The 20277-nt window shown below is 62.8% G+C and carries 12 protein-coding genes and 1 tRNA gene; 4 read left to right on the forward strand and 9 right to left on the reverse strand.

Annotation, left to right across the window (positions count from 1 at the left end):
* The first annotated feature begins 376 nt into the window (after nucleotides 1-376).
* Nucleotides 377-2197 carry an extracellular solute-binding protein gene (locus ACN0S5_RS13090; protein ID WP_417208838.1) on the forward strand — a complete coding sequence of 607 codons (1821 nt, stop codon included), beginning with the start codon at nucleotides 377-379 and terminating at the stop codon, nucleotides 2195-2197.
* 86 nt (nucleotides 2198-2283) lie between these two features.
* Here the strand turns inward: ACN0S5_RS13090 and ACN0S5_RS13095 are convergent, their stop codons facing one another.
* Together ACN0S5_RS13095 and ACN0S5_RS13100 are read right to left on the reverse strand one after the other, a co-directional pair.
* A complete protein-coding gene (locus tag ACN0S5_RS13095; RefSeq protein WP_417208840.1) occupies nucleotides 2284-2559 on the reverse strand; it encodes a hypothetical protein in 276 nt (91 codons plus the stop codon).
* Between the two features lie 165 nt (nucleotides 2560-2724).
* Entirely contained in the window at nucleotides 2725-4014 is a 1290-nt protein-coding gene (locus ACN0S5_RS13100) for an ATP-binding protein (protein WP_417208843.1), read from the reverse strand.
* 56 nt (nucleotides 4015-4070) lie between these two features.
* Here ACN0S5_RS13100 and ACN0S5_RS13105 point away from each other — a divergent pair, with 56 nt between their 5' ends.
* The 3 genes from ACN0S5_RS13105 (at nucleotide 4071) to ACN0S5_RS13115 (ending at nucleotide 7349) form a co-directional block, all read left to right on the forward strand.
* Entirely contained in the window at nucleotides 4071-4985 is a 915-nt protein-coding gene (locus tag ACN0S5_RS13105; protein WP_417208846.1) for an MBL fold metallo-hydrolase, read from the forward strand.
* An 81-nt stretch (nucleotides 4986-5066) separates the two neighbouring features.
* A tRNA-Asn gene (locus ACN0S5_RS13110) sits at nucleotides 5067-5141 on the forward strand.
* Nucleotides 5142-5375: 234 nt separating this feature from the next.
* Nucleotides 5376-7349, forward strand: coding sequence for a tyrosine-type recombinase/integrase (locus ACN0S5_RS13115; RefSeq protein ID WP_417208849.1), 1974 nt, complete (start codon nucleotides 5376-5378; stop codon nucleotides 7347-7349).
* Nucleotides 7350-7448: 99 nt separating this feature from the next.
* On the opposite strand, the gene ACN0S5_RS13120 is transcribed toward ACN0S5_RS13115, so the two are convergent.
* The 7 genes from ACN0S5_RS13120 to ACN0S5_RS13150 all read right to left on the reverse strand — a co-directional run bounded on the left by ACN0S5_RS13120 (nucleotide 7449) and on the right by ACN0S5_RS13150 (nucleotide 20261).
* Entirely contained in the window at nucleotides 7449-7889 is a 441-nt protein-coding gene (locus ACN0S5_RS13120) for a hypothetical protein (RefSeq protein ID WP_417208852.1), read from the reverse strand.
* 76 nt (nucleotides 7890-7965) lie between these two features.
* Complete coding sequence (locus ACN0S5_RS13125) at nucleotides 7966-8373, reverse strand: hypothetical protein (protein ID WP_417208855.1); 408 nt, start codon at nucleotides 8371-8373, stop codon at nucleotides 7966-7968.
* Between the two features lie 270 nt (nucleotides 8374-8643).
* The gene (locus ACN0S5_RS13130) at nucleotides 8644-9054 is read right to left on the reverse strand and encodes a hypothetical protein (protein WP_417208857.1); all 411 of its coding nucleotides are present in this window, start codon (nucleotides 9052-9054) and stop codon (nucleotides 8644-8646) included.
* A 179-nt stretch (nucleotides 9055-9233) separates the two neighbouring features.
* On the reverse strand, nucleotides 9234-10697 hold the full coding sequence (locus ACN0S5_RS13135; protein WP_417208859.1) for a hypothetical protein: 1464 nt from the start codon (nucleotides 10695-10697) through the stop codon (nucleotides 9234-9236).
* Nucleotides 10694-12637: a site-specific integrase gene (locus tag ACN0S5_RS13140; protein WP_417208862.1), complete on the reverse strand. Its 1944-nt coding sequence runs from the start codon at nucleotides 12635-12637 to the stop codon at nucleotides 10694-10696. The genes ACN0S5_RS13135 and ACN0S5_RS13140 overlap by 4 nt, the downstream gene beginning before the upstream one ends.
* Before the next feature lie 232 nt (nucleotides 12638-12869).
* Nucleotides 12870-13247, reverse strand: a complete 378-nt coding sequence (locus ACN0S5_RS13145; RefSeq protein WP_417208864.1) for a helix-turn-helix domain-containing protein — start codon at nucleotides 13245-13247, stop codon at nucleotides 12870-12872.
* A 921-nt stretch (nucleotides 13248-14168) separates the two neighbouring features.
* Nucleotides 14169-20261 (reverse strand): hypothetical protein, encoded by a 6093-nt coding sequence (locus ACN0S5_RS13150; RefSeq protein WP_417208865.1) that lies wholly within the window; start codon nucleotides 20259-20261, stop codon nucleotides 14169-14171.
* Nucleotides 20262-20277 lie beyond the last annotated feature (16 nt).

Here is a 20277-nt window from a genome sequence, read left to right on the forward strand (position 1 = left end):
CCTGATCTCTGTTGTGTTTGCATGTGCAGCATAGGCGCGCGTGCACCGGTATGCACCTGCTCAATCACAGTGCGCCGACACAAATGGCGTCACCTGTCGGCGGGTTGTCGCGGATGTGACCTGCGGGTGATCAAAGACGGCTGTTGCAGGACGTGTTTGCCTGTCATTGCAGCTGAGCATCAGACAAAAAAAGACCCCGGCACAAGGCCGGGGTTCAGTCATTGAGGCAGGTTTCATACAGGCAAGAAACCTATCGAGCAGTGCCCTTGTTATAAGCGTTTCGAACTTTGAGTCCAAGCTAAAAGTTTGAAAAGGCGTAAAAGCAGCGGTACGCTTGGCTTCAAGAAAACAAGGGCGGACAAGGATCGTTGCCGAAATGTACATAAATTCTTTCCGAAATCTGACCGCGAAAATCGTCGCGGTCGGGGCGATTCTTTCCGCGGGCAGCCTGTGGGCCGACCCGCAGCATGGCATAGCTATGTACGGGGCGCCGCAGCTTCCACCTGATTTTGTGTCACTCCCCTACGCAAATCCGGACGCCCCGACCGGCGGCAAGATCATCACCGGCGAACTTGGCAGCTATGACAGCCTCAATCCGCTGATCCTCAAGGGCTCTGCGCCCTGGCAATTGCGCTTTCTCGTTTACGAAAGCCTGATGGGCCGGAACTGGGATGAGCCCTTTGCCCTGTACGGGCTTCTTGCCGAATCGATAGAGATTGGCCCGAATCGGGAGTGGGTCGAATTCACCCTGCGGCCAGAGGCGCGGTTCTCTGACGGAAGTCCGGTCACGGTCGAAGACGTGATGTGGTCTTATGAGACGCTGGCCACCAAAGGGGACCCGCGCTATCGCGGTCTTTGGGACAAGGTCGAGAGCATGGAGCAGACCGGCGACGCCTCTGTCCGGTTCACCTTTAACGAAGAGAATCCGGAACTGGCGCTGATCGTCGGCATCCGCCCGATCCTGCAAAAGGCCCAGTGGGAGGGGCTGGATTTCGAGAATTCCAGCCTCGATCTGGTGCCGATCACCTCTGCGCCTTATGTGATCGGCGACTATGAGGCCGGTCGCTATGTCGAACTGACCCGCAACCCCGACTACTGGGGCAAGGATCTGCCGTTCCGCCGTGGCACCAACAACCTTGATGCGATCCGGCTGGAGTTCTTTGCCGACGACACCGCGCTGTTCGAAGCGTTCAAATCCGGGATCATCAACACCATCCGCGAAACCAACGCGGAAAAGTGGAAGACACAGTATGATTTCCCGGCGGTGCGCAACGGCGACATCGTGCTGTCCGAGGTCGGGCACCAGCGCCCCACCGGCATCACCGGGTTCGTGATGAACACCCGCCTGCCGCAATTTTCCGATTGGCGCGTGCGCGAGGCAATGATCCATGCCTTCAACTTTGAGTACATCAACGACACCCTGACCGGCGGCGCGCAGCCGCGGATCACCTCATACTTTGGCAACTCATTGCTGGGGATGCGCGACGGCCCCGCGACAGGTCTGGTGAAAGACCTGCTGACCCCCTTTGCGGATGAGTTGCTGCCCGGCGCGCTGGAGGGGTACACCCTGCCCGTCTCTGACGGCACCGCGCGCAACCGCAAGAACCTTGCCAAGGCGATCGACCTGATGGCCGAGGCAGGCTGGACGGTGCAGGACGGTGTGATGAAGGACGCTGACGGGACGCCGTTTACCTTTGAGATCCTGTTGCAACAGGGTCAGGGGGAAAACGTGTCGATGGCCGAGATCTTTATCCGGGCGCTGGAGCGCATGGGGATCACTGCCGAGGTGAACATGATCGACCCGGCGCAATACAAGGAACGCACCACCCGGTTCGAATTCCAGATGACCACCTATCGGCGTGGTCTATCCCTGAGCCCCGGCAATGAACAAACCTCATACTGGGGGATCGACGCGGCGGATCAAGAAGGGTCGATGAACTGGATGGGGGTGAAAAGCCCGGCAATCGAGGCGATGATCGCCGCCCTGCTGGGGGCGGAGTCCCGCGATGAATTTCTGGCCGCGACCCGCGCGCTGGACCGGGTGTTGACCACCGGACGCTACGTGATCCCGGTGCAGGACCAATTCGCTGTCAGCCGGATCGCCCACGCCAAGGAACTGACCTATCCCGACAGTTTGCCGATCTACGGGGACTGGCTGGGCTTTCAGCCCGATGTCTGGTGGTGGGAGGACAAGTGACCCAGCCCCGGCTGGGGACAACGTTTGGTGACACGCGCGCAGGGCAGCCCCCTGCGCGCGTTTTTCTTTTGCCGGTGGTGCCGGGTTCAGAGCATGGCTTTGCAGTGACCGGGTGAGGCAGGTTTGCCGATGTGGTGCGGGTTCTGCACGATGATCCAGCGCGCCGGTTGGCCCGGTGCCTGCGTGCGCCGATAGGTGCACCCCTTGGGCGTGGTCATGTAGTCGCCCTGCGGGCCAACGACGCCTTGGGTGGTGATAAACGGTTGCGCCTGCGCCATGAACAGCGTTTCGGGCAAATCCGCCGCCGGGGCGGTCAAGCTGGCAAGGCCGATGCTGGCGGCGGCGAGGGTCATGAGGGCCATCTGGGGTCTCCCTTGGATCGACATGTGACAGTGCCGCTTTGGCAGGCGGCGCGATGTCCGCAACCTGCCCCATCAGCCTTTCGGCGAGGTGACCGTGACGCGGCGAAATCGTGGCGCCTGTCCCGCATTTTTCGAAAATGCCCGGCATCCTGCGCGGGCGGGACGTCAGAGCGCGATGACGATATCGGCGCGCAGTCCGCCCAACGCCTCACTTTCGCCAAGCCGCAGAACCCCGCCGTGGGCCCGCGCGATGTCGGCGGCAATGGCCAGACCCAGCCCGACACCGGACCCCTTGTCCTGATTGCGCGCCGGGTCCAGCCTGACAAAGGGGCGCAAGGCGTCGTCGCGTCGGTCGGGTGGAATGCCGGGGCCGTCATCCTCTACCCGCAGTCGCAGGGACCGCTCTGCCAATTGCACGGACACCTGACAGGACGTGGCATAGCGGCCCGCATTGGCCACGAGGTTCTCGACCGCGCGGCGCAGGGCGCGCGGGCGCAGCATCACCGTGCCCTGCCCCACCATCTCACCCAGCGCCACCTTCTGACCGCCACGTTGCGCGTCCTCGACGATCCGCCGCACCAGATCAAAAGGATCGGTGCGCTCCGAGGAGGCGGTTTCGGCATCGCCGCGGGCGAAATCCAGAAAGGCATCGATCAGGCGCTGCATCTCTTCGACGTCATGTTCCAGCGGTTCGCGGTCTTCATCGTCCAGCAATGACAATCCCAGCCGCAGCCGTGTCAGCGGCGTCCGCAGGTCATGGCTGACGCCCGACAGCATCATGGTGCGTTGATCGATATGCCGTTCGATCCGCGCGCGCATGTCCAGAAAGGCATGACCGGCGGCGCGCACCTCGACGGCCCCGGCGGGCGAGTAGCGCACGTTGCGGCCCTTGCCAAAGGCCTCTGCCGCTGCGGCCAGACGGGTGATCGGGCGCAATTGGTTGCGCATATACAAAAAGGCGATCAGCGTCATCAACGCGCCAAAAAACACCATGTTTACAAAAAGTTGGTGGGCGTTGGCTGCGGACACCCGCGTGCGGTCCAGCGCAATCCGGTACAATTGGTCCGCATTGCGCAAATACAGCACAACCGCGCGGTTGTCCGGCAATTCGATGCGCTCCAGCGCCGGGATGCGCATGAAAAGCTCACGGTTGACCACCAGACCGGTGAAATCATACCACCGCCGCAGGTTCGCTTTTGGCAAGGCATCGTCGCCGGTCGCCACCGGTTGCAGCCGCAGCCGCGTCGCATTTCCCAATTCCGGCAGATCCGCCATCACAAGGTTCACCTCGCGGGCCAGTTCGGTGCTCATCTGCACGGTCACGCCCTCAAAGTGGCGTTGGATAAAGACGATCGACACCACCAGTTGCAGCGTCACAACCGGAAGAACGAGGATCAGCGCGGCACGGCCATAGAGGCTGCGGGGCATATATTGTTTGAGCCAGGTGAAGGACATGCGCTAAACCTAGCCCGCAGCGCCCCGGCGTGCCATCGCCAAAAGGACCCCCTGTCATGCGTGATCCGCAGCCCGATTTTCACCCCGTGTCCGGGGTGGCCGAGGTGTTGGCGCCGGGAGTGCGCCGCGTTCTGGCGCCCAACCCCTCGCCGATGACCTACCGGGGCACCAACAGCTATCTGCTGGGCACGCGCGACATTGCCGTGATCGATCCGGGGCCCGACGACCGGGGGCATCTTGAGGCGATCCTGCGCGCGCTCATGCCGGGGCAGCGGGTGACTCATATCCTTGTGACGCACGCGCATCTGGATCACTCGCCTTTGGCGCGCGCGCTGTCGCAACAGACCGGCGCGCCCATTTTGGGGTTCGGTCCGCCAGAGGCAGGTCGCCGCCCGGTCATGCAGGCCCTCGCCGAGGGCGGCCTTGTGGGCGGGGGTGAAGGCGTCGACAGAGGGTTTGTCCCGGATCAGGCGCTGGCCGACGGAGACATCGTCCAAGCGGACGGCTGGCGCATCGAAGCGCTGCACACACCGGGCCACATGGCCAATCATCTCAGTTTTGCTTGCGGCGACGTGCTGTTTTCCGGGGACCTTGTGATGGGCTGGGCAAGTTCACTTGTGTCCCCACCGGACGGCGACCTGACGGCCTTCATGGCCTCTCTGGAACGCCTGCAAACCCGCGACTGGTCGGTGTTTCATGCGGGCCACGGCGCACCTGTGCTGGACCCCGCCGCGCGACTGGCCGAACTCCTTGCCCACCGCCGCGCCCGAGAGGCGGCAATCCTTGACGCCCTCACCGACGGACCCGCCACTGCCCGCGCCCTTGCAGACCGGATCTACACCGACACGCCAGCCGCCCTGCTGCCCGCCGCCGCCCGCAATGTACTGTCGCATCTTATTGATATGACGGAAAACTTCCGTGTCGAACCGGACAGGGAATTGGCGGAAGACGCCCAGTTTCGCAGGCTCTGAGCGACAGCTTCAGAAATCCGCATTTTTGTGACAATACCCTCTGGACGCCCGGATTCGACATTGCTATACGGCTGCACGTGTTCCGGCGTAGCTCAGCGGTAGAGCAGTTGACTGTTAATCAATTGGTCGTAGGTTCGATCCCTACCGCCGGAGCCAAAACTTCCTGAGAGACTGATTTCCAAGGATTTTCTCCGTCTACATTCGGAGAGTTCTTGGCGTGGCACATCTCCTGTCCCACCGCGTGGCACAAACGCTGGCACAGGAGTCGCAGACTTGCGTTTCAGGACCGCATCGCAACCGCATCTCGAATACCGCCCGAGCGGGTTCCATTGGCGTCGTCGCTGGCCCCAGGCCCTACGGGCCTGGGGTCCGGAGGTCTCTCCAAAAAAAATGTCACTGCTCCTCTCGCTTCGATCCCACGTCCTCCCCGACGCGAAGGCCTTGGCTCAGAAACTCACCCTTCTGAGTGACATTGCCTTCGCCGGTGTGACGGAGAGGACGATGGCGATAGCGCCGGACATCATGGAGAGGCTCTTGGACGGGCTCAGCCGGTTTCTCATCGACGTGGCCGAGACCGCGCGCGAGGTCGCCCCCGTTCGCACCCCGGAGGTGGCCGCCTATGAGTTGCAGTGTTCCGACGCCGCGATTGCGACCGTCCGTGATGTAATCCGGCTTCGGGATCGGGACATGGCTCGGGATCCACTCCGGCAAGTGGCCGACCGCCTCGGAATCCCGCTCGACGAGACAGACCCGGACTGGCAGAGGCTGGCCTACCGAGCCTTGCGGGTCATCCTTGATGCGAACGAAGAGAACTTCCGCCGGGATCACGGGGCCTACTCGACACCGACGGCCGTGTTCTCCCGGGCATTGACCAGACAGGTAGCTACACGCTCCATCTCTCAGCCCTATTCAGCGCCATCCCTTACGCAGAACGATGCACCTCCCGCTCCGGTGTATCCTGCTGCGCCCGTCGCGCCTGTTCCGTCGTATCCCGTGTTGGCGCCCGATCCCGCCGGGGGCGCCGCGGCACGGCCGATCGAAAAAGAAATGCCAAAAGACGTCGCTCCGGAGACCTCAGTGGCGCCGGTTCAGGAAATCTGCACAACACACGACACCTCCCCCGGCCCGACGATCCTGGACACGGCCGAGGTTTATATCGAGAAACGCTCGCGGGGCTACAGAACCTTCAAGTTCAATGAAAACCCGAACCCGAAGGGTGGCGAGAGCTGGGCAAAGAACTCGGCGGCGAATGTCCGATCAACGGCACGATTGATGGAGCGCATCCTTGGGGCCAAGTCCCTGAATGACGTCGTGCACGAGGAGCTCACTGCTGCTTTCACACTCATGCAGCGCATTCCACGAAACTACCAGGCCAAGACCGACAAGCGGTCCCCTCAGGTGGCTGCCGATGAGGCCGACGAACAAGAACGGCGGAACGAGGAAATTACCCGGGCCAGAATGACGAAAAAAGGCGAGAGCCCCGGCAAGATCGAGATCACTATCCTGCGCGAGAGGCTGCCGCGGCTCAAGGCAGCGACGATCTACCGGCACATGCAGGATTTCCAGCGTGTCTTCAAGTTCGCCGTGCGTCAGGGTGAAGCCCGGGAAAACATGATGGCGGATCACATCTGGGAGTCCGCCGAAGTTGAGCGCCGCATGCTCCTTGAGGATGATACGGAGCGGCAGACGTGGTGCGGTCACCTGGGCAAGCTGTTCCGAACGCCAATCTTCCAAGACAAGCTCAAAGATTCCGGAGATCCCATGTTCTGGGGACCGCTGATCGCCCTTCACATGGGTCTCCGCAGCGAGGAGGTCTTGCAGCTGCATACGGATGATATCCAGGTCATTGACGAGATTCCCTGCATCGTCCTCAAGCAATGCCCTGGGCAAAGCCTAAAGAGCATGGCCGCGCGTCGGACCGTGCCGATCCATCGCAACCTGCTCAAGCTTGGCCTGATGCAGCTCGTCGAAGAGCGCCGGCGCGCCGAAGAGCCGCGTCTCTTCCCGTGGCTGGAGCGGAGCGCCAACAAGAAGACCTTTACGGAAACGTTCTCGAAGCGCTTTACCCGCTATCGCAAAGACCACGAATGCTATGATCCGCAGCGAGATTTCCATTCCTTCCGGACCACATTCAACCATCTCCTGATCGAACTCGAGTGCCAGGACAGCCACCGGAAGTACCTGATGGGGCATGTGGAACGTGATGTGAACATCACCAACTACAACCCGCATGGTTTCGCCAAGAAGACCTTGCAGAAATGGGTCAACATGATCGAGATCGACATCTCAATGATCCGGAAGCCCTTTGGCGACATGCCTCTTGCTGACATCACCAACCTGGCGGATCGCCGGGTGTCCGCATGACTTGAGGGCTGAGAGGACGCGCCCTACGAAATACAGACAGACACCCGACCGAGCCACCCCGTGCCAGAAGGGTGGATCGGCTTGGCCGCGAGGAGCGGATCAGACCTGCAGGCGCAGGTTAACGATTCTCTCCGCTTTGATCCGCGCGTCCGCGACCTCGAGCATGCATTGCAGCCGCCGGAGGCTCTGCAGCATGGAAGAAGCGGACTCCCCACGCGCCGTCAGCTCCCGCCGCTTCTCCACCGATCCGACCGCTCCGTGATCCGGATCGTTGTGGCCATGGAATACCTGCGTGATCATTGTCGTCTCCGCGTCGAGTTCCGCCTCGAGAATGCGTATGATCGGATCGAGATTCTTGCCCGCCTCGGTGTCGATCCATTTATGGCCGGAGAGCATCGCGAGGTCCCGTAGGAAAGATGCCCGCTCCATTGCACCAGAAAAGACATCGAGATGCCTCAGACTGTCGCTGATCTGCCGGGTTTCCAGCAGGATATTCGCGAAGAGATCCTCTACCGGCATTTGAATGTAGCATTTGAACATGACCACTCCTTGGGTTTTCCGGCGGCGCACCATGCGACCGCCTTTCAAGGCGCCGGCGCGCACGCCGGCGGAGAGGTCAGGCCGCGTCCCGGCCCGCTTCGTCTGTGTGCTCCGAGACGGTTTGTGTATGCTCTCTTTCGATTTCGGCGAGCAGGTCACCAAGCGCGTCGGCAAGGAGGCACAGACCGTTGACCGCCGGATCGTCCGGAGAAAGATCGCAGAAATATGGCGCGTCTGTGGAGTCGGGATCACTGCCGACTTGCAGGCAAAACAAATCGTGCAGCCATCGCAGTTCGCGCCAGCAATAGTGGTCCATGCGATTGGCGCGCCGCAAGCGGGCGGTCAACCTCTCGCAACGACACTGCGCGCCGACGCCGCCGAGCAGTCCTGCCCCATGAACGAGGTCCTGGTAATTCCGGGTGACGAACCCTTCGGCGGCTCGCATCGCGGCTTTGCTGCGCGCCGCATTTGATGTTGGGGACATCTCAAATTCCTTTTCTTTGCGCGGACAGTCGTGCCCGCATCAAGCGTCCTTTCTCTCCTTTCTTGGACAGGGTTTCGGGTCGGCGTTCCCAGTAGCAGCCAGAGGAATTCCAATGGCCGACCCTTTGTTTCATCGTGCGCTGGCCGGATGAGACCGGCGCGCCCTCAACGAGAGGGGCGCGTCGGTTTCTGCAGGCAGCATCTTGCAGGCTTTCATTGTTCGCTGCCGCGCGGCGTTACGCATTCTTGGGCATTCATCACGCTGATTGCATCAACAACCGCCCGGGCCATTCTGATGTCGACCTTGATTGCTCGAAGTTGAGGTTAGGCCCCTTGCCCGGAAGAATGCCAGCGCTTGCAGGCATTCATGCGCTGAGAGACGCCGTGCGAATACGAACGCGGTCGGGTAGCGCGCATACCATCGGTCTGGAGCTGGATGGTGACCCATGGTGGCGAGAGCATCGAGCGCGGTTTCGCGCAATGGTCCGCAGTCAAAATAGTACTCGGCTTCTTCAATCCCGGGATCAAATCCGAACGTCTGATCTCCAAGATCCAGGACGCCTGAAACGAGCGTGAATGGTTTAAGATCGGAGTGCATATATTCGCACCATGCCCATGCCTTGCCGAGATCAGTGGCGAGGCGGGTCTTGTCTCCAGTGAATGGCGCAGATCTGCCAGTCATGACATCCTCCCGATAATTGGGCGTTCCCGATAGCAGCCAGAGGAATTTCAATGGCCGCCCTTTGTTTCGTCATGAGCTGGCCGGATGAGACCGGCGCGCCGACAACGAGAGGGGCGCGTCGGTCTCCAACGGCCTTGCCCTACGCATTTACTCGTGGGTTCAGCAGTCTCTGTCTGTTCTTATCCGGTCCGCCTCCGGGATCGACCGGGAATTCGGACAGGCCGACCGATGCGACCGGTCACGCCACGGGGCTTCGGAATCGCGGGCTTTTTCTTCTTCTTGGCGATTTTGGCTGCTTCTCTGGCATTGCCATCTGTATCGGCGATCATCCCTCTTGCGGATTGCCAGAGGCGCTGCGCCGAAGTGCCGATGCACTCGGTCGCGTAGGCGTCTCCCGCCCTGTCGGTGGCATGCCCGAGATGGGTTCTGATGATCTGGGCGGCACGAACCGGATCATGACGACGCAGGTAGTCTGCCGCGAGCGTGCGCAGATCATGCGACGGAACGCCGATCAGCGACTTCGTAAGTTCAGACGGGAGATCGCGGTAGGGCGTCTCAGCGGAGAGAGACAGCCAGTTGTGGCCGGTGAGTTCCAGATATCGGTGGACGACCAGTCGGTCTGGCCTGCCGCCGAGAATCCAGCGATCGAGCAGCGCGCAGACCTCCGGCCACAGTCGGCCAGATTCGGTCTCATGACCGGTCTTTTCCTGCATCCAGGTCGCACGCCACACACCGTCCGGATCCCGCACAAGTTCATGACCGAAGCGCCACCGCACGACATCACCCTTGCGCGGCGGCTTGTTCATCAGCACGAGAGAGAGGACCGCCGCTTGCAGTTTGCGCCGACCAGCGGCGCTGTGCGGTGGAAGCAGACGGTTCTTTTCGATCGCATCGCCGGCTCGGTCCACGACGTAGGAGAACCCGCCGCGCTCCATCAGCTTGGCGATGCGCACCTCCTTGTTCTTGCACTCAAGATCCGCCCGGTTACGCAGGTCTTTCGACACAGATCGCATCGCGTCCAGACTGTCTCGGTTTTCTCCCCCAGCCCGACCGAGAGCGATCAGCCCATCAAGGTAGTTCGCGGCCGTTACCGTCTTTATGCGCCTGTCGGCATCGGGATGGTTCAGAAATGCGTCCTCCAGGTCCATCGCCGTGATGAAGCCGAAATCCGCCGTCGCCCGCCCCTCCGACACGGCTTCTGCACATCGATCTACACTCGCTATGTAGCGCTGGCGGCTGGACTCCTTGATCTTGGCTTTCTGCAGTGCATTCAGATGTTCTCTCCACCGGTCAGGCCATTGTTGACCTTCCTCCCGGAGCGGCGACTCGGCTGTCTTGGGCGGGGGGCGCCGACGCGCATACCATTCGTCGCTGACCTCGACCGCTTCCGCCGTGCAAACATGCGGCGCATGGCGCGAAAGCGCGCGCAGGAGTGTCCGGAATGTGGATTCGGATTGCGCCGCCTCGCGGAAGCACTGCGCCGGCGGCATCGAGATCGAAGCGCGGTGTTTGTGCACGGAGGCGAACAACCTGCCGACCACGGCGGCAGCCCCGGGCTCGAGATCATGCCGGTCCTCCAGCAGGAGGCGCCGGATCGCCGTGGGTGCAGGGGCGAGATGCTCTTCGATGGTCTTCCGTGTCATTTGATCCTCCCCTTGAGACGCTTGAATATGTCCGGATGATGGGCGAGGAGCGCCTCACGCACGGCCGCAGCCGCGGCTTCGCCCGAGTCCTTCGCGTAGTGGGCGCGGGCGACAGCCTCGGTGTTGGCAAGCACCGAGGCCACGCTGGCGAAATTGCCGGGATCGACGGCCAGCATCAGCGTGCCGGTCGCGTGACGGCACTGGTGCGGGGTCAGGCCGAGGCCGAGATGGCGATCTCCGAGGTCCCACAGCTCTCCAATGGCTGCAGCCGACATGGCGCCTGTCGGAAGTCGCAGGCCGGCCTTGCGCAGGCGCGGCATAGCTTTCCCTGGGAAGAGGTATGGCGATCTCTCGAGACCCCGGAGCTTTGCCAGACGGGGCCGGTGGACCATCTGCCAATCCCACAGGATCTCTGCATCGCGGCCGACCACCTCCACGGTAAGCGCGTTGCGGTTCTTGACCTCACCCGCAACGAACCGGATTTCGGCAAATGCGCGATCCTCAATCCAGTGCACGTTGCGTGGGCATTTATCCGCTCCAGAAATGCGGGAAGTGAACAGGTTTCCCGGCCGCAGAGGCCGCGACACTTGGATCGCGTACGCGGCCGCGACCGCAAAGAGCCTCAGCGCTCGTTCTTCACCATCGGTGGTCGTCGCCTCGGCAAGTGCCTGTGTGGCAACGGCGTGGAGGCGAGACGGGGCATGCACGTAGGTTGCGGCCAGATGTGGATTCTTGCGGAGCCTGTCACAGACAGCCGTCGCCTCGGCGGTCATCTCGTCCGGCGGCAGGATGTAATCCTCGTAAACAAGCTTGATTACATTGAGCAGCGCGACCTTCTCCGGATCCTGAAGACCATGCCGTGCCAATGTCATAAGGTTCGTGAAGCGCGACCACAGGGTCGAGCTTTCATCCGCATCCTTGAGCGTGTCGGACGCGGCGCAACGCGTGATCTGGGATTTGCACGCCGCCTCCAAAGCCTCGGCCGTGAAGAGCGCATCGAGCGTCGAGAGCTCGTCGAAGTCCATGGACGGCAACACCTGTTCGCGCAGCAACCACGTGATGGCCTGCCGATATCCCGCTGTGGCCGTTTTCGCGTTCTTCGGTGAACGGCCCCGCTGGCGTTTCCGTTCGGCAACCTCTTTGTCGATGTCGACCGCCGGGCGCCCTGCGGCGATTTGCTCCTTCGCCCAAGACTTCAGGCTGCTCGGGAGAACCATGGCCCGCTCGAATACCCGCTCGGCGTCGGCGCGGAATACCTCCGGCAGGTCCTTCCAGAGAATCCGGCGCGCCCGATGTAGTCCCGGCGAAGGCGGCGTGACGAGATTGCAGGACGGGAGAAGCTCGGTGATTTCCGGCCAAAGATTGTGCCCGTTTCGAAGGCGTTCGATCAGGTTCGGGATCTTGCGCAAGGATTTCCGGACTCCCGTCGTCGCTTCTCCCCAGACACGATCGAATTCCGGCTGGTCGAGTTCATCGAACGGCACAAGGCATCGCGCGCGCAAGGTCAGAAGGGGCTTGTGAAACGAAGTCGGCAGAGGGTCGCCCCGATCTGCAAACCCTTCATGGGCCCTCACGAGGTCGATCACTTTCGTATAGGTCGCACGGTCCTCCTGCGCGGGCTGCGCACAGCCACGGGCGGCCCAGAAACGCTCGATCAGGGCGCGAAGGCGCGCATTCCCTCGACGCCGCGCAGCATCGAGATCCGCCGCTCGCGACACCATTCCGTACGGCGCGGGCGCCACGTTCGTTTCGAAGTAAACCGGGTCGTCTGATATCAGATGGAGTTCCTCGTCGGCATAACTCATGCGCGCGGGCACCTTCTTCAATTCCAGGACCGCGTATCGGTCTTCGCCGGCCTCCTCGGCCCATGAAAGGAGGTCGGACATCGAGGCGCTCGATTTCGAGGCGTGCGTTGAATTTTGGCTTGTATGATAGGTCATGTGTTCTCCTGAGCTTGAGCCGCTTCGGCAGCGCCCTAGATGTGAGGGGCGCCGCCGCAGCGCTCAGGAGATCGGGCCCGAAAGCCCGGTTCGCACAGCTTGTCGCAATTTTCCTTCGGCTCGCACGAAGGACCCCAAGCATAACGCCAATTTATGCTTGGGGTCCGATGTGCAACGAGCCGGGATTGTCCCATTGAGACGCAGAAACCGATGGTCACACTGTGCGACGGCGTCAGACATGATCGAAGAAATCCTCCGGCAGGTCGATGTCGAGTTCGGCCATCAGCCAGTCGCGGGCATCCGCACGGTTCATCCGGACGCTTCCAAAGACCGATCGTGTCGGCAAACCGGCATCGATCCAACGCTCGACCGTCTTGATGCAGACGTTCAGTCGACCGGCGAGCTGGCGTTTGCTCATGAGCGGCTGCCGATAGTGGTCCATCCGGGCACCGCGCGGAAAGGTCCCGTTCTCGAGCGCCCAGACATTCTGCCATTCGATACGATGGTGGCCATTGAGGATGATACTGGGGAGGTCGCCGTCACTGATGTAGCGCCGAACGGTCTCCGGCCGCAGCTGCCAGTGATCGGCAACTTCTTTGACTTTCAACATTTCCTGCCTCCTTTGCTATTGTGGCCAGAGGCAATTAGTCGCGACTTCCCACGCTCTGAAATGTAAATCCAAAATTTTTGGAAACTGCCACGAACGGAGCGATGGCGTCGCTCGACATCTACCGTCGGCGCAGGGAACAAAGAAGCGACATTGGATGAACCATGCAGGGTATCAACCACGTGAGCCCGGCGCCTGCAGTCCGGGGAAATCTCGTCATACCGCGGGGTTTTTGCGTCAAAATGCGGGGAAATCTCGTCATCCCGGGGGGGATTCGCGTCACAACGCGGGATTTTTGCGTTATACTTCTATGTAACGGCTTGATTTAACGACATGAATTCACCCCTGAATCAAGAGAATCTTGAATCCCCCTGAAAGAGCCTTGATGCTTTGCTCAACCTCTCTTGTGCGCGCTTCAAGCAGTCGGGTGTCGAAAGATTTGTCGTCCGTGAAGAAAAATCGCTTCTGGCTTTTTCTGTCCGTTCGAGACGACCCATTTACTGCCTGAGCGAGAGAGCAACTCACGCAAACGGACAGATGAAGTCTTCGCGGCGCGCAGCTGAGATGAAGTCAGTCCCAAGCGTTCTGGCCAGGTCGCTCACCTTCGGTCACCTTGCGTGGCCCATGAAAGCGCAATGCGCCGTGAAGGCGCATTGCAACCACTGGGGGCTTGTCCCCTGACTTCGGCGCCGGAGTCGATCGGGGTCGGAAAACGGAGCCGTGCGGCGCGCAGCACGATGATGTTTTTCGACCTCGACCAGTCTGAATGCGGCAAGGCGACATGTCCGTCTATCCATACCTGTTCTCACCCTGACACACCGGAGCAACGCCTCACTCGCATTACATTAAACCCCATATGGTACAGTGGAAGTTACCAGAGGCGCCAAAAAGTCTCCTCGGAGTCCAACGAAATGATCGGTGTCGTTACGACTCCAGTGTTCGTGATATCAGGTCGCCCAGGGCAGACCGCCGAATGCGGCCTACTTTGGGGCTCCATCCGGCTACCAACCCAGTGGCGACAAGATCGGGCCCGATGGTGACCAGGTCACAGCCGGTCTGTTCGCGCATGAGATCGTCGAAGGTCTGGTAATCCTCACCCTCGCCGAGTTCGAGCAGCAGAAGGGCCTGGCCCAGAAACCCCTTGGAGATGGGATCCGGAAAGCGCTGGGAGACGCGCCATTCCCTGGCCACCTCGATGGGATCGTTCGCCTTGGACATCTTGCGGATGAGTTCGATCGTTTCCGAGGGAATGCCGCCGGCGGCCGAAAGAATCGCCTCCCGCGTTGCCGGCTTGTCGAGTTCCAGCTCCTCGATCATATGCAGATGCACCCGGATCATTTCCGCGCCCCAGGCCGAGAGGAACTGTGCCTGATCCGAGCGACGGTTGGCCAGCTCCCGCGAGGCCGAGTCGGCCGCGTCGAGGATGATCACGGGACGGACATGTCCGCTGATGACGCGCGGCTGACGCTCGAGCCAGGACACCTCTTCGATGGCGTCCTTCGCACTGCCCGGTGTGTGCACGACGATCGTCATCCTGCCGGCGCCGACCTGGGCCTTGTCGATGCGGGCCCGCAGGTCCTTGCGATTGTCGACCAGGTGGACGGGAATGTCGGTGTTCGGCGCGCCCGGCAGGCGGGCCGTTTCCGATATGGCCTTCAGTGCCCGACCGACCTTGGACAAACCAAGCGGCTCGAGGCCGCAGACCAGCTGAACGGGCGGCGACTCCCGGTGAACGATGCGCTCGATCTGCAGGTCGGTGAGCGGGCTATAGGGCAGGTCTTGCTGTGCGTGGAGGTGGCCACCGGTCGCGTAGCGCCGCCGGTGCACGGACCGGTCGTAGGCGACCGTGGGATCCTTCTCCTCGATCTCGCCAAGAGCATGGTAGATGTCGTCGATCGAGCCCAGCATCGCGGCAACCTGCCGCGTTCGCAGAAGGTAGGTGTAGCGGTTGGTCTGCGGGATCGGCACCCGGCCGAGCACGCCGAGATCGAAGAGCTCCTCGAGGAGGGCCTCGAAAGCTGCCTGAGAGGGCTGTTCCGCCGTCCTGGGCCAGAAGGCCGCCGCCTCGTCGAGAAGCTCAGCCGGGGTGAATCCGGATACCAGGGACTTGTGTTCAAAGCCTTCGGCGTTGAGCCTCGCGAGCGTGTAGGCGACGAGCGCGTAGCGCGGATCGAGATCCAGCGTCAGGTGGAACTTCTCCCGGATGCGGGTCTCGATCTGACGATAGCCCCGGTGGGTGAAGAGGTCGCCCGTTGGGATCGTCCAGAGCGGGCCGTCATCCGATAGGCGGTAAGCCTTCCCGCTGCCTTGGCCGTGCATGGAGGCGAGAAGCCCCTTGGCGTATTCCTGGACGAGCGAGGGATAGTAGTTGGCCCAGGCGAGGATCTCCTCGACCGCCTCCATGGACTGGAAACGGAACCCCGCGGCCCGCATCGGCTTGACGACCAGGTCATGCGCGGCGCGCTTGTCGTCCTCCGTGCGGTTCAGGGGCCCGATGCAGATCGGCTGGCCGAGATGGGCGAGCGGCGAGTTGGGCTGTCGGTGCATCCGCTGGACGTTGTGAAGGCCGGCGAAGACCACCTTGAAAGCCCGCCCGGTGTCTTCCATCAGTTCCTTGAGGCGGCTGAGCTCGGGATAATCGGCCTTGGTGTCTGCGGCCATGAAATGGTCGGTCTCGTCGAACATGCACACGACCTGCGCCTCGGGCCTGGTCGAGAACCAGCCCTTGATGTCGCGGCAGATGCTGTCGGCATCGCGGCTTGCCGGCTTGACCACGTTGTGCGGCACCAGCATCGCGTTGAGGTGCGACCAGATTTCGGACGTCTTTTCCGCGTTGCCGAGGGGTTTCACCTCGCGCCGCACAACGATGCGGCTTTCCTCCGGCGCATGCCGCGTCTTGGCCACGTGGTTCAGGAGTGCCGATTTGCCCAGCTGGCGCCCGCCGTAAACGAGGCAGCCATCGGCGGTTTTCGACATTATGTAGCGGACCTCCTCCTCCCGGCCGAAGAACATCTCCGGCGGGATCTGGCCGGCATCCGTGGTGTAGGGCTCGACGCGCCCGTAGGGCAGGCCGCACTCGAAGAACGTGCGCGCCCGGGTGTCGCGCCGAGTCGCGGCAAAAGCGACCAGAGCCTCGTCGATCAGCAGTGCCGGAGTGGCGGTGGCGCGCAGGCGCTCGGCGAACTCGTGGCGCCGGGCAGCATCGGCGACGCCGGCCACGAGCAGGATGGTGGGCATGTCGCCGGCCGCCTTGAGGGCCGCCTCGGGCAGAATGTCCGGGCCGATCATCAGCAGGCGGTAGCCGGCCGCGGCCTTGGAGCCGAAGACCGGTGGCAGGAACCAGCCATCGGTCCGGATCGTGCCGGTCATCCTCGCCTGCCAGGCCTTGGTGCGTCCGATCTGCTTGCTGTCGTGAAGCTTCACGTTCTCGAAGCCGATCTCTTCGAAGAAGGCCCGGATGTCGTTGATGGCCGGCTTGCGCGACACCATGGCGTGCATGATGTCGCGGTAGAGCGAGATGAATTCCAGGCCAGCCTTGCGACGGTCCTCGTCGATGGCGAGCGGCCCCTCACCCTTGAGTGCGGCCTGGAACTGGGCCGGGGCGGCCGGCCAGTCGGCCGAAGCGGCATAGGTGATGAACTCGGGGGTGAAATGCTTGATGAGACCCTCGAGCTCGGTCTCGAAGGTCGCCGCGGAGCGGCCGTCGCGCAGCTGCGCGATCCGGTCCTCGATCGCCTCGATCGTCAGGTCGTCGAGGGCGCCTGTGAGCATGTCCGCCTCGTCGGCGTTCCGGTCGTTTCGGTATTGCCCGATCCGGGCGACCTGGTCGTCGCGGATGTTCGACTCAATCGTGCCGGAGATGTCGTCGAGCTCGACGGCATGGACCGGGATGTCGGCCAGATCGTGGATCTCCGACCCGGAGCCGACCGCAGCGAGGCGCTCGAGCGCGATCTGGCACCAGTTGAGGCGCCGCGTGATTTCGTCCTGGTGGTTGTAATCGACCTTTGCCAGCGTCTTGAGGCGACGTTCGCGCCGCTCGATCTCCGCTTGCCATGTTTCGGCGAACACCGACATCTCGCGCCGGATGTCCGCGTCCGCATCGATCGAGAAGCGCGCGGCGAGGCGCATGGCGGTGTCGAAGGCGGCCTCGCGCCTGGCGCGGTCCAGCGCCTCCGCGGGACCGGGGATGCCCTCCGTCAGGGCCTCCCGGAAGGCATCGAAGCGCAGGTCGGGCGCGGTGATCGCATCGCGCGTGGCGGCGGGAAGCAGGTCGCGCTCGGCCGTGATCGCCGCCTCCAGTGTGGCGAAGGAGCCGGAGTCGGACCCTTCGATGGCCCGGATGGCTTCGCGGGCCTGCAGGGCGATCCATCCTGCAAGGGCGCGCTCCACCGGATCGCCGGCGTTCCCGGCCTCGGCTTCGAGGGCGCCGGCCGCCTTTTCGAGGCGGGTCTGCAGGTTGCCGATCGCCGCGCGCAGCTTCGCGTCGGATTTCTGCCCCTGGCTGCCCTCGCGTTCCACGGCCTTCAGCCAGCTGTCGAGAAGCCCGAGCGGCTCGTCGAACTGGCGATGAAGATACTCGATCCCCTTGGGATGAAGCCGGGACGCGTTGCGACCGGCTTCGGCCGCGAATTCGACGGAATGCGCCTCGATGTCGGAGTGGGAATCCAGCTGGTCGATGGCCTGGCGCGCCAGCTCCGGAGCCTCCGGGGCGTTCTTCTCGATGGCCGTCCGAGCCGCGCCGATCAGTCCCTGGTCCGAGACCACATGATGCATGAACATGGTCGCGAAGTGCCAGCGGGAGGTCTTCTGCGAGTAGGTTTCGCACCAGTCCGACAGCTGGGTCGCCAGCCGCTTCTTGAGCGGGACGCGCTGCGCGCCGGAAATCCGCGCCAATTCGTCCGGGTCGGGCGGGAAGTCGTAATCGAGCGCGGCGATGGACTCGGCGGCCGGCAGAAGGTGCTGGCCGAGGCTGCCCCGGCAGAGCTCGGGAAGCACGCTGCGAAGACCCGAGGAGGCCTCGAGGATGGTGGGCCGGATGAGCGCCCCGAGCAGCATGACCGAGCCGCTCTCCCCGGGCTTCTCCGAAAGCGCCCGGTTTGCGATGGAAAGAAAGCGCTGGGTGTCGAGGCCGTATTCCCGGTGGGGTGCGCGGGAGCCGGCAGCAGTGCGCAGGACGGAGGCCTCGATTGGCCAGGCATGGCCGCCTGCCTCGAAGGCTTCGGCGGAATCGGCCGCCACCCCGATGAGGTTGCGCGCGATGAGATCGACGAGGGTTTCCTCGGGAACCGGCGCCGGGGATGTGGTGGCGCGGGTGCCATCGGAGCGGGGCGCAACATCCGTCTCCGCGGCCGCAGGGATGGGTGCCGCCTCTTCGAGAGGGAGGCCGTCTTCGCCGGGACCGAACTCCTCTGACGGATCCTCCGGTGACTTCTCGTGCGCGCCCTCGTCAGCCGCGTCCGTGGACGGCTCGGAAGGCGCAGGGGCGGCGGACTCATCCTCCCCGTTCAGGGTGTCCGCGACGTCAGCGTCCTCGCTCTCCGTGGTCTCTTCGGATGCCTGCGTATTCTCGGGAGCCGGTGCGGCGGATTCGAACGCGTCGGGCACCGCCGCTTCGGAGGGTTCCGCCCCGGCCCCGCTCTCGTCGGCGCCCGCCTCGGTTTCCTCGTCCGGTTCCTCGTCGGCCTCCTCTTCGAGACCGTCCGTGTCGCCGCGGAACATGTCGCGCGCGGCGTGATGGGAGGCTTCCTCCTCGGCGAAATCTTTGATGATGAGCTCGCGAATGTCCTCGGGAAGATCGTCCTCCGTCTCGATCGCTCCGGCGATGATCTTCTCGATCATATCTGCGTAGCTGTCGCGTGCCTCGGTGTCGGCCTCGAGCCGAGCCTTCGTCTCGCGCGCTTCGGGGACGAGTTTTTCCAGCGCGTCGTAATCCTCTTCCTCGTGTGCGCTGGCGATCTTCTCCCTGGCTTGCTTGGCCCGCTCTTCCGTCTCCGGAAGCCTGTCCTGCAGGTCAACGAAGCGCTCGAGGATGCCCGCAGAGCGCAGTCGTCCGAGAAGCTGCAAGCCGGCCTTTGGGACGGTGCTGCCGTCGATGGTGAATCCTGCGCTCCTGTAGGATTTCAGCAGGACTTCGGTGATGATGCCCGCATGGTGGTGCGCATGTTGCGCGCCGATCTCCGCCAGGCGGGCGAGGCGGGAGAAATCCTCCGTCGGCGAGGTGAGATCGAGCATCCCGGTAAGGACTTGCATCGTGGTCGTGAGGTGTTCGTGATAGGTTAATGACCGTGCCCGAGGATAGTCGGTATGGATCTCGATCAGGTCTTCGGCATGAGCGCGCCAGTCGGTGATCTCGTCGAGATCGTCGAGAAGATCGTTCACAGAGGCGATTTCATCCTCCGGCACGAGGACCGAATAGGCCGCCTGGGTGAGCGCCACAGTGTCCATTTCCTCGAGCTTGCGGTAGTAGGCTTGGATTGCGTATTCGCAGAAAGCACCGATCGCGACCTCGGGGTCGGGATCGGGCATGCCGAGTTCGTGCACCCGGTGGTGAAGGTGTTCGTTGGATCTCAGCCGGAGTTTCATCAGCGGAAGCTTCATGAGGACCTTTCCGATCCTGTCGCGTGAACTGCTCCGTCCGCGGACCTTCCCCTTGAGGCGCGCAGTGCCGACCTCCACCTCGAGCGCCGGCAGCGCCCAGGGGGCGTTCTCGCAGGCATCGAGAATGGCGCCATAGACGCTGACGGGATCCTTGGGGTCGGTGTCGAGCTCCATGTAGTCGATGATCGTCCGCAGGTCGCGCACGGAAAAATGCGCGGCACTGGCAAGACGCTCGGCGGCATCAGGGCAGATCTTTCGCAGCGGAAAGGCTCCGAAGATCGCCGGTGGCTCCCATTCCTCCATGTCCCAGGTCATCATCTGCGTGATCGCGGCTGGCGTTCCGGAGAACTTCGGAGGTCCGGAGACAGGGCCTCCGAGAGTCGAGATTGCCGTTGCTGGCTTCGAGTCATCGAACGTCATGCGGGCCTTTCTGTCT

The organism is Antarctobacter sp., from assembly GCF_048262615.1.
In the GTDB taxonomy this organism is placed as follows: domain Bacteria; phylum Pseudomonadota; class Alphaproteobacteria; order Rhodobacterales; family Rhodobacteraceae; genus Antarctobacter.